The organism is bacterium (assembly GCA_035529855.1).
In the GTDB taxonomy this organism is placed as follows: domain Bacteria; phylum RBG-13-66-14; class B26-G2; order WVWN01; family WVWN01; genus WVWN01.
In genome coordinates, this window is the sequence record DATKVX010000056.1 from 50,021 (window position 1) to 63,464 (window position 13,444).

Consider the following 13,444-nt stretch of genomic DNA (forward strand, 5'->3'; position numbering starts at 1 on the left):
GGGGGTAATTTAAAGAAAGGCCGCCCGCGCGGGCGGCCTTTTTCGTAGTTATACGCGAGTTATTTATCCGCAACCTCGAGCCGGCCCGAAGCCGTGTTCGAGCCAATATCGGGGCTGTACATGCCGTAGATGCGAGCCGGCAGCGCCGCGTACTCGCCCGGCACCTCGGCGCGGAGGCGATAGGTGACCACCGTCTCGCCGGCGCGCAGCCGCTCGAAGAAGACGTTGCGCTGCTTGTTCCACAGCTCGACGTACGCGTCCAGCGGCCAGTTGTAGCCGGAACGCGTCTCGAGGAAGATGAGGCCCGCGGCCTTGGGGTCCTCCAACACGACGTAGTCGAAGTCGTACGGCGAGTTTATCTTCAGCTCCACCTCGAGCTCCTCGCCCAACTGCAGCGCCCTGTTCAGCGGCAGCCGCTTCTCCTTGAACTTGCCGCGCTTGAACTCCTTTTTAATGATGTAGAACTCCCGCTCGAGCGTTACGGAGCCCTGGACCGCGGGGAGGTCCTTCCCCTCGGCGTAGTACTCCACCGCCATCGTGTAGAACACCGGCCCCTCGCCCGACGTACGCGTCAAGCTCATCTCGTTCCCGCCGGCGGTGAACTCGTCCGGCGTGAACGTTACGGCCTCGCCCGGCGCCTCGTAGGCGGTGGGCTCGAGCTCCATGCCGCCCTCGGCCTTGCCGGCGCGGTACGCCACGACGATGGGCGCCGCCAACTCGGGCCGCGCCAGGATGTAGCGTATGAGCGCGGTGGTCGCCGCGGCGGAGTCCTTGGTGGATTTCCAGGAAGCGCCGCGCCGCTGGTCGACGAGCCAGTCCACGACGTACGGGAGCTGCGGGCCGTCGGCCTGGTACGCCAGCTTGACGTCGAGGACTTTGGCCGTCGTCTCGACGCCGTCGTCCCACCACCGCCAGCAGTTCTCCGGTTCCTCGCCCCAGTGGAGCGTGTTGTCGCGCCCCAATTTGGCGCCGTTGTCCAAATTCCTGAGGACCACCGCCAGGCGCTGCTCGTCGCCCAGTTGGTGCAGGACCGAGGCCAGCAGCGCGAGGCTCATGTGGCTGTGCGGCGAGCGGTACTCGAAGTAGTAGTCGGCCACCTCGGCCGCGGCGTCGTCGTCCGCCTTCAACATGCCCGTCCGCAACGCGACGTCGCAAATATAGAGCGAGAGCGCCGCCGGATAGCGGTCGCGGTTGTTGCGCCAATCCTCGACGTAGCCGGCGAGGTACTTCTCCCCCGCAACGTACATCTTGTCCACCCTGGCGGCCGCGTTCTCGGATAGGAACGGGTTGCCGCGCAGCGTGCCGAGGCCGTCGACGGCGTAGGCCGTCATATACGGCGATTCGCGGCCGCCCTTCCACCACGGCCAGCCGCCTTCCGAGGTCTGCTGCTCGGCCAGCCGCGCCAACCCTTCGTCGACGGCCTCCGTCAATCCCTCGGCCAGTTTGGACTGCTCGAGGCCCAGGTCCGCCGCGGCCGCGGCCAACAGCGCGTTCATCCGGAAGCGATTGAGCGTCTGCTCGACGCAGTCGTACGGGTATTTTTCAAAGAAGTCGAGGCCGTGGCTCAGCGTCGCCGCCAGCGACGGCGTGACGTACAGCTCGCCGGCGAAGGTGTCCGGGACCATACCCTCGGCGACCGTGAGCTCGTGCGATACCTCCTTGCGCAGCCGGCCGCCGAACGCCTGGCGGATCTGCGTGCCGTGGGGATATATCGGCAGCGTGAGCGCCGCGGCGTCGGACTCCACGTCGGTCAGGGCCGACGTCGTGAGACGGGCCTCGCCCGCCGTCGGCGCCTCCACCCACCGGTAGAGGACCGCCTTGCCGTCGGGCGGAACGTCTTCCGTCGTCGACGCCTCGCCCCGTACGCCCACGAGCCCCTCCTCCTCGACGGACAGCTTCAACTCCTTGGCCTCTTTTAAATAATTGTGGCCTATGGCCGTCAAGCGCGCGACGTCGCCGGCGACGAAGTAGCGCGGCGCCTTCAACCGGGCGATGACGAACTTGTTGACCTCGAACGAGCTCCAGCCCCAGCCGAAGCGCTGGCCGCGGTCGAGCGCGAGCGCCATCAGCCGCCATTCGGTCAGGTTGTCGGGGAGCTTGAACGAAGCTTCCCCGTCCCCCGCGTCGGAGGTGCGGACGTGCGGCAGCCACACCGCGGTATCGGCGAACTCCTTGCGGACCTCGGCCTCGGCGAACTCGCCGGCCTTCTCCTTGTCGTCGGCCTCCGCCCGCTTCAATTTGCCGGCCTCGGGCGGCGCCGCTTTGGGCTCGGCCAACGACATCTCAGCCTCTCCCTCTGCCGAGCCGCCTATGCCGTAACCGCCGCCGGCACCCATGCCGCCGCCCCGGTACGTGATTCCCGATAGCGAGTCGACGAGGCCGATGCCGCGGTCGCCCCGCGCCCGGTAGTACGCCGCCTCGCGCCCGAGCAGGTCCACGTCGGCGACGCTGAAGTACGCGTCGAGGTTCGAGTCGACGAAAGCCGGGAGGTAAAGGCGCTCGAGCATCCCCGCGGCCGGGCCCCAACGTTCGACGTCTTCCGGAACGAAGTACGTCCCGTACGCGCCGTAATAATACGGATAGTAGGGGAACCAGAAGACGGCGCGGCCTACGAAGCCGCGGTAAGCGAGCGAGTCGTCCTGCTGCAGGTAGCCGTAGCGGCCCAGCGCGCCCTCGAACGCGGAAGGCACGGCGTACGTCCGGTCGGGCCGCAGCGCCAGCAGCGACGCGTCCACCGCGGCCAGCGATACGTCCGCGGCCAGCGGTAGGCCGGCGGGGTCGGCGCACGTAACCGTCACCGTCGCCTCCTCGCGCGGCCGGTAGACGCCGCAGCCGGCCTCCACCTCCACCTCCATCCGGACGTTGGCGTTGGTCACGTACAGCGACTCGTTGTCGGTCCACGACGAGCCGTCCCGTATCACCGCGGCATAAAGGCTGCAGGAGGGTACCATGGCGTCGTCCACCGCCAGCGTGAACGTCGCGCTCGAGCCCAGCTCCGCCTTGGACAACTTGACGTGCCGGACGCCTACGACCCTTCCCGAGTAAATCGTTATCAAACACTCCGCGTCGTCGAAGCGCGACTCCAGCGAGACCTCGACCTCGTCGCCCAGCGTGGGGTAATTTTCGCTGACGGTTATGCCAATCTCCGGCTTGCGTACCGTCGTCTCCACCGGCCCCGCCACGAACTCGACGGTGGCGGAGGTCTCGTACTCGGCGCCGTTCATCCCCTTCACCCGGGCGACGACTTCCACCTCGTCCGGCGGCTCGACTAGCTCGAACTCGGTGACGCCCTGGCCGTCGGCGTCGGTGACGGCTCGCGTCTCGTAGAGTACGTCGCCGCGGTAGTACCCGCGCTCGCTGTCCCACAGGTACTCGTACGCCGCGACCGCGACCTCGCTCGAGACCGGATTGTCGTACCAGTCGTCGGTCCACAGGTCCACCTTCACCGTCTCGCCGGCGCGGTAGTCGTATTTGTCGGTGGAGACGCTGACGAAGCGGTCCGTCTTGAACGTGTTCGCATAGGCCGTCTCCTCGACGACGCGCTCGCTCACGTCCGTCACCTTGAGGTGTATCGTGAAGTAATTGTCGTACCGCTTGGCCCAGGCGGTATCGAAGGCCAGCCGGAATTTACCTTCGGCGTCCAGCACGCCTTCGCCCTTCTTGACAAGCTTATCGTACTCGTAATCTTTGGGCGTGTAGCCGCTGCGATATACTTCGTACGACAGTGCGGCGCCGGCCATGGGCGCGCCGAAGTAGTACGCGCCGACGACGTCGAGCTCCACCTTCTCGCCGGAGAAGTACCGGTCTTTGGCCGTCGTGCCGACCACCTCGTACTCCGGCTTCTCGTACTCCTCGAGGTCGAAGGTGCCGGATACGGAATATTCCTTATCCTCCTCCTCCCACTTTACGTATATCGTCTGGAGTCCCAGCCGGACCCCCGCCGGGAGCTCGACCTCGCCGGCGACGGTGCCAAACTCGTCCGTGACGGCCTTTTCCTTCCAGACCTCCTCGCCGTCGGGCGAGGATAGAACGACCTCTACGTCGCGGCCCGCCACCGGCGCCAGGACCTTCTCTATGTAATCCACCCGGCGCACGATGCCCTTGAAGGATACCTTGTCGCCGGGGCGGTAGAGCGGCCGGTCCGTAATGACCGTTCCCGTTATGCCATCGCGGTCGCGCGGTTGCCAGGCGGTGTTGCACCGGTAGACGGCGGGGCCGAGCGCCGACTCCAGAACGAAGAACGCGGTGCTGCCCTTCTGGAATTTGGTCAGGTCTATTAAAACGCCGTCGCCGCGGGGCGCCGCGTCAACGTCGAGCGCGTCCACGACTTCTTCGTTGTAACCGCGTTCGCCCGGTTTGTAATAGATATTGTAGGCCCAAATGTCGCCGAGGGCCGCCGGCGCGCCGGTTTGCGCGTCGACGAGTTGGAGGAAGAGCTCCTCGTCGTCGGTGGCCGTTAAGGCCGCGGCCCCCGTCAACAAGAACATCGCCCGCGAGAGCTCGTCCCCCGCGCGCGCCTCCGCCACGTACAGGCCCGGCGCGAGGTCGTCGCGCGTCGCGACCACTTTTTTGACGTGGTAGTCGTCCTCCGCGCAGCCGGTCGCGACGGTCCACCTCGCGACTTCGCCTTTGACCCCCGGCAGCTGCGCCGTCGGGAGCGGCCGGTATTCCTCGACGCGGGCCACGCCCTGCCCTTCGGCCTCGGCGGTAGTCTCCGCCACCGACTCGACCGCCGTGAGGTCGCGTTGCAGCTCGAGGTACTTCGCCGGGTCGACGTCGTAAACCGTCAGCTCGACCTCCGGGATTATACGGCAAGCCAGCTCGAGCGACACCGGCGGCGTCTTCGCCGGGTCGGCGTCGACGTGCAATAGCGCCAGCGCCGGCGCGCGCAGGTGCCGCGCGTACCGGCGGTTCAGCTCGGCGTAAATTTCGTTTTCGAGCGAATCGGCGAGCTCGTCAAAGGCCGTGGCCGCCGCGGCGGGGTCGTCGAGGAACGTGACGTCGTAGTGGGCGAGCGCCGCCCGCGCCAGCAGCGCCCCGGGCGCGTCGCCGTACGAGGCCGCTATCTCCTCCAACTTCGCGCGGCCCGCGGCGAAGCGCCGCTCCTGCAGCCAGCGGTCGTATTCGTCGGGGGCCAGGTTCGCCGCCTCCCAAGCGTCGTCGTCGGCCGGCAAATACGCGAGCTCGAGTAGCGCCTCCTCGACGGCCAGGACCGAGCGCATGTCGTCGCTCATCTCGAGCCGGCTTACGTCTTTCAGGTAAGGCGCGCGCCGGCCGTAACTGCGGCTCGAGTCGTCGCGGTCCCAGTCGAAGTACGGGTACATAATCAGGTAGTTCACGACCAGCCGGTCGGCGAGGTAAGCCCGCTCGTCGCCGGCGGCGTTTTTAATAAGGCCCTGGTACACACTCTTGGCCTGCTTCAACGCGCGGCGCCGCAGCTTGTCGAATTTGGCGCGGTCGTCCTCGTCGCCGTAGACGTAGAAGTCGTACTTCTCGCCGAGGTACGACTGCCAGCCCCAGCTGTCGTAGACGTGGCTCGTCTCCGAGTACGCGTCTACCAGCAGGTCCGCGGCGTCGGCGGCCCAGACCGATTTCTCATGGCGCTTGAAGTACGCGGCAAAGCCCTCGTCGGCCTGGGGCCACATTTCGAGCTGGAGGTAGCAGCGCAGCGCGACCAGGTCGCCCTCGTCTCGAGCCGGGCCGTCGGGCCAACGTTTGGCGAGCTCCTCGGCCGCGGCCAGCGCCCACGCATACGACGCCTCGTCGAAATACGTCCGGGCGTCGGCGAGGGCCGCGTCGGCGCTCGCCGGCGGATTATCCTTGTAGTCGGGCCCAACGGGCGGCGGCGCGTCGGAGGTGTGGCCGTTGGCGACGGCGGCGGCGGCCGCGGCGACGACCAACGTTAGGGCGAGAACGTTTGTCAAGAGCCTCATAAGGGGTCTCCTCGAGATGTGTGCCTCGGGCCGCGTGGCCCCGGCGTGCGTCGATATATTTACGTTATTCTACCGGCTGTTCCTCAACCGGCGGCGGCCCTCAACCGCCGCCCCAGCCCCCGCTTTCGGATTCAATATAATAACCGTCGAAGTCCTTCTCGCGCCATTGGCCGGTGAAGAAGGCCCAGTAGCCGTCGTCGGTGAGGCTTTTCGCCCAACCTTCCTTATCAACGGAGGCGGCGCCGTAGGCCTCGGCCAGGCGGCAGCGCGTCACGCCGTCGCCCTCGGCCTTGAGCCTCTTCAGCAACTTCTTCGATACATCTTTGTCGGCGGTCGGCGCGTACGAGAGAAGCGAGGATATGGAGCCGGCCGCGGCCCGCCGTACCGATACTTCCTTGTCGTCCAACAGCGCGAGCAAGGCCGGGACGAAATCGGCGTCGCCGGTGGTGCCGAGGCGCCGCGCGGCGAAGCCCCGCACCGAGGCGTCCACGTCGCGGAGCGCCGCCTCGACCGCGTCGTAGTCGGCCGGCGACTCGGCGAGGCCGTCGTAAGCGTAGGCGAGGTTCATCACGCATAGGCGGCGAACGTCCGCGTCCGGGCTCTGCATCCCGAGCGCGACCAGGGCCCGCGCGCGCTCCGACGGTACCATGCTCAACGCCAGGAACTTCGCCGCCTTGAGGCGGGCCGCTTTATCCTCGCTTTGCAAATCCCGGCCGAGGCGGTCGTACAGCTCGCCGACGCCGGGGGACGGCCTCTCTTCCGGCGCCTGGTAAAACGCCGCGCCGGCGACGGTCGCCAGCGCATATACGTCGTCGTCGGAGATGCTTTCGTAGAGGGCCGGCAGGTAAGCGGCGGCCTCTTCCGGCTCCTCGGTATCCGAGAGGAAGTTAAACGCGACGAGCTTGAGGTAGGGATCGTCGCCCTCCATGGCCCGGCGACACAAGGCGCCGACGACCTCCCGGCCTTGCTCGCTCCGGGCGAGGCGCCCGAGGACTTCCATCTCCTCGAATTCGCCGCCGGCCGACATCCCGGCGAAGGGGCGGAGGGTTTGCTCGTCCATCGCCGTGAACATGCCGCGAAAAGTCTCGGCCGTCGATTGCATGATGCGAGCGGCTTCTTCCTCGGCGTCGCCTTGCGGCGCGGCGGCGGCCGTCACGAACGGAAGTAAGATAATAGTAAGGAGAATAAAGCGTTTCACGGTGGCCTCCGGCGTTGAATTATTGCGACGTGGCTCGTACGAGGCGTAATATAACCCCGTTCGGGCCGCAAATCCAGCGCAATCCAAGGTTTTGACTACGGTACCGCCGCGCGGGTTTAGCCGGGCAATAAAATATCCTTATATAGAGCGCGACGACGCCCAACCCCCGCCCTTGACAACCTCCCGCTAAGCGGTTAAACTATGCGGCCTCGAGCCGAGGTGGCGGAACTGGCAGACGCAGCGGACTTAAAATCCGCTGGCCCCATACGGGCCGTGCGGGTTCGAGCCCCGCCCTCGGCATATAAAAAAGGAGCCTTTGCGGCTCCTTTTCTTTTTTACCGGCTACCGCTATTGGCCGCCGGCGGCGCCGCCCTTGTCGGCCCCCTTCCCTTTGCCTTTGCCGCCGCCGGCGCCTTTACCCGCGCCGCCGGCCCCTCCAGGCGCCGCGCCCGCGCCCGGGCCCGCGCCTTTACCGCCGCCGGGCCTGACGTGTTCGCGGTCGCGCTTACGCTCGCGTTCCGGGCCGGTTCCGGTGGCATCGCGCTTACGCTCGCGCTCGCGCTTCCGTTCCATCTCGCCCGTGCCGGGTACGTCGCCCTCCGGCAACGGCCGCGTACCGCGGTCGCGCGCCCACTCCGGGTTCTTCCACCAGCCGTAATGGTGGCCTTTACCCGGGTAACGCGGCTCGCCCCCCGGTTCGCCTGGCTCGCCCGGTTCCTTAGGTTCGCCCGGCGCGGGAGCCGGAGCCGGTTCACCCACACCCGGCGGCGCGGGTTCTCCCACACCCGGCGGCGGGGCCGGTTCGCCCACACCCGGCGGCGCTCCCACCTCATCGCTGTAAGCCGCCCAGCTCTCGACGGCGTCGTTCAGCGCCGCCATCTTCGCGACGTCGCCCATAGGCGGGCCGCCGGCGACCGCCCCGGCCAGCGCCGCGGCCTTGGCCCGGCCTTCCCCCGCCAGGCCGCCGACGTCGCCGTACCGCTCGTCGCCGCCCTGAGTCTTCATACCCTGGGCGCGCTTCTCGAGCTCGCCGTACTTGCCGGCCAGCTTCTTGAGCTCGACCGCCAACTCGCCGGCGTCGGTATTCGCGAAGCTGTGTTCGCTCATGTAAGCGTTCAGCTCGCCCGTAACGCCGGCGACTTCGCTCTTGAGCTCGTCGGGCGAAGGCCCTTCCGCGGCCTTCTTGCCGCAACCCGCGACCATCAGCGCGGCCGCCGCCAGCGCCGTCGTGATAAAGATTGCCTTCCGCATGTCGCTCTCCTCCTTAAGGGCGGCTTCTAGACCGCCCCCCGTTTTACCCTGCCGCTTAGGGTCCGCTTTCCTCGGCGCAGGCCGCGGTTTCGGCCGTGCCGGGGGCGCCGCCGGCCTTACCCTCTTTCTCGCAAACGCAGTCGGGGCAGGGTTCGTCGCAGTCGCACTCGGTTACAACTATAACCTCTTCCGCACTCTTCGCGCAACCGCCGGCCGCCGCCAGCGCGGCCGCCGCCACAATGACTAACGGAACTGATAACCGCAATTCCAAGCCTCCTGACGATAAGCTTAACCGTGGGCCTCGAGCCAATTATTGCCCACGCCGACGTGTACCTCGAGCGGAACCTTAAGGTTTAAAACGCCGACCATCTCCTCTTTGACCAATTCCTCCAGCGCGGCGACGTCGCCGGGCGACGCCTCGAACAGCAGCTCGTCGTGGATGGTCAACAGCATCCACGCCTGCAGCGGCTCGCCCCGCAGGCGGCGCGCGAGCGCCACCATCGCGAGCTTGAGGATGTCCGCCGCGGACCCCTGGATGGGCATGTTCACGGCGACGCGTTCGGCCGCGGCCCGGGCGCGGTTGTCCTCCGACGCGATATCGGGCAAGTAGCGCCGGCGGCCCAAAACGGTGTGGACGTAGCCTTCCCGGTGCGCGCGCTCGATCTCCTCGTCGATGAAGCGGCGGACGCCGGGGTAGCGCGTAAAATACTTCTCGATGTACGCCTCGGCCTCCTTGACCGAGAGGCCCGTCTCCCGGGCGAGGCGGCGCGGCCCCATCTTGTACGCCAGGCCGAAGTTGATGGCCTTCGCGAGCGTTCGCTGCTCGCGGTTCACGCCGTCGAACGGGACGTCGAACAGCTCCGCGGCCGTCGCGGCGTGGATGTCCTTGCCCTCGGCGAAGGCGTGCTGCAGGCCCGGGTCGTCGGCGACGTGCGCCAGGATGCGGAGTTCCACCTGGGCGTAATCCGCCGACAGGAAGACCAGGCCGTCGCCGGGGATGAAGCCCTTGCGGATCTCGGCGCCAAGGTCCGTCCTGACGGGGATGTTCTGGAGGTTGGGGTCGCTCGAGCTCAGGCGGCCGGTGGCGGTCACGGCCTGGTTGAACGTCGTGTGTACGCGGCCGTCCTTGTCCGCCAGCGTCGGCAGGACGTCGACGTACGTGTTCTTGAGCTTCGCCAGCTCGCGGTACGCCAATATCTTGGCCGGGAGCGGGTGTTCCTCGGCCAACGACTCCAGGACGTCGGCGGCGGTGGAGTAGCCGGTCTTGGTCTTGCGCTTGGGCTTCAGGCCCAGCTTGTCGAATAGTATTTCACGAAGTTGTATAGGGGAGTTGGGGTTGAACTCGCCGCCGGCCAGCTCGTACAGCTCGCCCTCGGCCTTCTTCAAGTGCTTCTCGAATTTGCGCGCCAGTTTGGCGAAGTGGGGCCGGTCTATCTTGACGCCGCGTTCCTCGAGGGCGGCCAGCACCGGCGCCAGCGGGACCTCCAGGTCGCGGTAGAGCTCGCCCATATCCTGCTGCTCGACGAGGCGCGCCGTCAACTCGGCCAGCCGGGCCACGGCCTGCGCTCGAGCCGCGGCATCCTCGGCCGCGCCCTCGCCGAACGCCAGCTCCCCCTCCGCCTCCTCCGCGGGGAGGTGGACCTTGAGGTACTCGTACGCCAGGTCCGCCAGCCGGTAGTTTACGCGCTCGGGGTTGAGGAGGTACGCGGCGAGCATGGTGTCGCCGTCGAACTTGACGGCCGGCCCCAACAGGTGAACCAGCCGCTTGGTGTCGTGCCCCGCCAGCGGCAGCTCGGATTCCTGATAAATTTTTCCGAGCTTGCGTGCGACCTCGGCCGGCGAGCCGTCGAGCAACGTTACGCGCTCGCGCCCCGCCGCCACCGCCGCCCCCGCAAACTCGCCCCCCCGGATGACGGCCTCCAGGCCGAGCCATTCGTCCGACGCCTCCGGCGCCGTGGGCGCGAGCTCCTCGGCCGAGACCAGGTCCGGCTTCAGCTCGTCCGCCGGCTCCGCGCCGACGTCCAGCTCCTCCGCCAGCGTCTTGAGCTCATATTCCTTCAAAAAGGAGCGCAGCGCTTTCTCGTCGCGGCCCCGGGGCTCGAGCGCGGCGGCGTCCAGGCCCAGCGCGAGGTCGTCCCTGAGCGCGACCAGCGTACGCGAAAGCTCGGCCGACGCGCGGCCTTTCTCGAGCGCCGTCCGCGCGCGCTTGGGCTCTACCTCGTCGACGTGTTCGAACACCGCCTCGAGCGAGCCGTATTGCTCGAGCAGCGCCCGGGCGGTCTTCTCGCCGATGCCGGGGACGCCGGGGACGTTGTCGACGCTGTCGCCCTCCAGCGCCAGGAGGTCCGGCACCGCCGCGGGCGGGACCCCCATCTTGGCCTCCACCGCCGCGGCGTCCAGTTCCTCGACGTCGGAGACGCCGGTCTTGGGCGCGAGCAACTTCACGCCGCCGCCCACCAGCGTCATTAGGTCTTTATCGCCCGAGAGTATGAGCACGTCGTCGAAGCGGCCGGCGCCGCCGCGGGCGAGCGTCGCGGCCACGTCGTCGGCCTCCATCCCCTCCTTCTCGACGACCGCCAGGCCCAAAAGGCGGGCGAACTCCTTGACGGGCTCGAGCTGCGCGACGAGGTCGTCGGGCGGCGCCTTGCGCGTAGCCTTGTACTCCGGGTAAATTTCCTCGCGGAAGGAGGGGCCGCCGCCCTCCAGCGCGACGGCGACGTGGGTGGGCTGGTAATCGGCCAACGCCTTGAGCAACATCCGCGCGAAGCCGTATACGGCGGAGGTGTTGCGGCCGTCGGTCGTCCGCAAAGGGCGGCCGATAAGCGCGTAGTAAGCACGAAACACCAGGTTCATCGTGTCTACTACGAGAAGGCGACGACGTTTTTTCATGTTGGGAGGATAGGGGAAACCCATCGATTAGTCAAGGGGGAACGGCGGCCTCCGTTCCTCGGCGAGCTTCCCCGCCCCGCGCTCTTCGCCCGGGTCGCGATACACCGCGAGCCGGTTAAGATATAAGAAACGCTTTTCGCCGGTGGCGCGGTCAAGCATGCCGTTGCGCAGGGTAATCTTAATCTCGTGCTCGCCGGCGTCGAGTGCGGCCCTCGTCTCGTAAAACCACCAATAATCGCTCGTAACTACGAACGTCGAGAGCGCCTTCCCGTCTACGGCCACCCATGCCGCCGGCCACTCGCCCCCCGCGAACGTACCGCGCGCCTGCACGCAGACCACGTACCGGCCCTCCTTCGGCACCTTGACGTTGAACCGTTTTACATTACCGGCGTCGCGGAGGACCCTGAATTCTTTTTTCTGCGTCCCGCGCTCCGCTTCGTAAATCCTCAACGGTTTAAGCTTGGCCGCCCCGCGACAACGGTACAGGACCCTCGGCCATCCGTTGAACGGCACCAACGCCACCGGCTCGGCGTTGCGTATTATACGAAATAGCGACGCCCGCATTTTATTCCCATCGACCCCCGGGCCCAGGTCCGCGTTATCCAACTCGTAATCCGTGAGGAAGGCGTCGCCGCGCCCCCCCTTGACTTTCGGCGAGGGGCGGGTGACGTCGTTAATAAACTCTTTGACCTCTTTGAGTTCGCTACGGCCGCCCGACCCCCCAACTATGCGGGTGCGTTTCGTCTGGTTGTCGAGCCAGATCGCCGTGCGCATACGCGAAATTAAAATGACGTCGCCCGGCTGCGTGGCGGTCGCGATTACGCAGGCCGCCCGCTCGGCCGGGTCCCGGCCGGGGCGGCTGGTAGGTAGTATTAAACGAGTGAAATTAACGGCGGCCACGCACGCTATTACGGCGGCGGCCGGGAGGACGAAGGCGAGACGCGTCGGCGCCGCTAAACCGAATAGTATCCACAACGGCATTATCGTGGCGACCCACCATTCCGCGTTCTGGGGCGCCCACCACGAAAAAAAGATATGGTAAACGAGGAACCAGGTTATCCCCGCGGCGAGCCACCACCTCTTTTCCCGCCACAAACGCTTCCCTTTTACGGCGACGACGGCTATCACCGCCGCCAAAAACACGGCGCCCGGCCCAAGTCGCGGTACGAATTCGGCCCAGCTAATGCCGGTCAATAAGCAATTTAAACGGTCCCCCGGCGCGACCGCGGCCGCGAAGAGTCGCAACGCACCGTCCCAAAACCTACTCCAATCGAAACGGCCCCACCCTCCCCACCAATGGAGGAAAGTTATCCACTTATAAAACGACCCGCCATGGGTACCTCGATAAAATAACCGAAAGATGAGCACGTACGGCAGGAAGGCCAAGACGGCGTAAATCGCGCCCAAAATCGATAAACGCAACCATCGCCCTTCCTTGTTTTGGGCCAGCAATATGGCGGCGACGGGGAAGAAAAGCGTTATCGAAATGTGAAACCACGCTCCTACCGAAAGCCAAACCGCAACCGCCGCCGCCGAGTACCATCGGCGCGCCGGCGCCGCCAATAGCAGCAACGCCCCCACGATGAAAAAAGGTATTGCCGACCGCTGTTCCGCGCCCCCGGCGTAGAACCACCACGCCGCCGAAAACGTCGCGGCGCCCAACGCGAGTAAAGACGCCCGCAACGTCACGCCGACTCGCCGCAGCAAGAGGAAGAACCCGGCCGCAGCGGCGCCCGTGAAAATCGACGATACCGCCGCGGCCAAGGCAAGCGGCGACCCGCCGTAGCCGAGGGGGCGTAAGCCTTTCAGGAGAAGCCAAATTAGGGGAGTAAATGCGAGGTGATTCTGGTGTAAAAAAATCCCTATTTCCGGCGCGTCTATGCTCGTCGCCGTCTTAATGGCGTCGCAGTGTTGATAATGCGTCCTGAAAGCGTAATATAATACGACCAAGCCTACGGCTATAAAGGCCGCCAGCCAACGGTCCCGCACCGCTAGCGGTTGCCCCCGTTCTCCTTCTCCCACGAAGCTTCCTCCTGACCTTTAAAATAGCCACCTGACCGAAGCGCGGCCCCAAAAGCCGCCCCGGCGCCCAACCGAACCTCACGCCGAGAATTAAGACGTTACTATACAACACATCAACGTTAACCGACACATAAAAAAGGGGCCGGCGCCG

General features: G+C 66.3%; 6 protein-coding genes and 1 tRNA gene. 1 reads left to right on the forward strand and 6 read right to left on the reverse strand.

Annotation, left to right across the window (positions count from 1 at the left end):
- Positions 1 to 59: 59 nt before the first annotated feature.
- A complete protein-coding gene (locus VMX79_06410) occupies positions 60 to 5,933 on the reverse strand; it encodes an MG2 domain-containing protein (GenBank protein ID HUV86727.1) in 5,874 nt (1,957 codons plus the stop codon).
- 100 nt (positions 5,934 to 6,033) lie between these two features.
- Positions 6,034 to 7,131, reverse strand: a complete 1,098-nt coding sequence (locus tag VMX79_06415) for a HEAT repeat domain-containing protein (GenBank protein HUV86728.1) — start codon at positions 7,129 to 7,131, stop codon at positions 6,034 to 6,036.
- 213 nt (positions 7,132 to 7,344) lie between these two features.
- Here VMX79_06415 and VMX79_06420 point away from each other — a divergent pair.
- A tRNA-Leu gene (locus VMX79_06420) sits at positions 7,345 to 7,431 on the forward strand.
- Between the two features lie 48 nt (positions 7,432 to 7,479).
- Here the strand turns inward: VMX79_06420 and VMX79_06425 are convergent.
- The 4 genes from VMX79_06425 to VMX79_06440 are packed head-to-tail and all read right to left on the reverse strand — an operon-like array spanning position 7,480 to position 13,293.
- The gene (locus VMX79_06425) at positions 7,480 to 8,382 is read right to left on the reverse strand and encodes a hypothetical protein (GenBank protein ID HUV86729.1); all 903 of its coding nucleotides are present in this window, start codon (positions 8,380 to 8,382) and stop codon (positions 7,480 to 7,482) included.
- A 55-nt stretch (positions 8,383 to 8,437) separates the two neighbouring features.
- The gene (locus VMX79_06430; GenBank protein ID HUV86730.1) at positions 8,438 to 8,647 is read right to left on the reverse strand and encodes a hypothetical protein; all 210 of its coding nucleotides are present in this window, start codon (positions 8,645 to 8,647) and stop codon (positions 8,438 to 8,440) included.
- 23 nt (positions 8,648 to 8,670) lie between these two features.
- Positions 8,671 to 11,295: a DNA polymerase I gene (gene polA / locus VMX79_06435; GenBank protein HUV86731.1), complete on the reverse strand. Its 2,625-nt coding sequence runs from the start codon at positions 11,293 to 11,295 to the stop codon at positions 8,671 to 8,673.
- Between the two features lie 3 nt (positions 11,296 to 11,298).
- Positions 11,299 to 13,293 carry a carbohydrate-binding domain-containing protein gene (locus VMX79_06440; GenBank protein HUV86732.1) on the reverse strand — a complete coding sequence of 665 codons (1,995 nt, stop codon included), beginning with the start codon at positions 13,291 to 13,293 and terminating at the stop codon, positions 11,299 to 11,301.
- Positions 13,294 to 13,444: the final 151 nt, after the last annotated feature.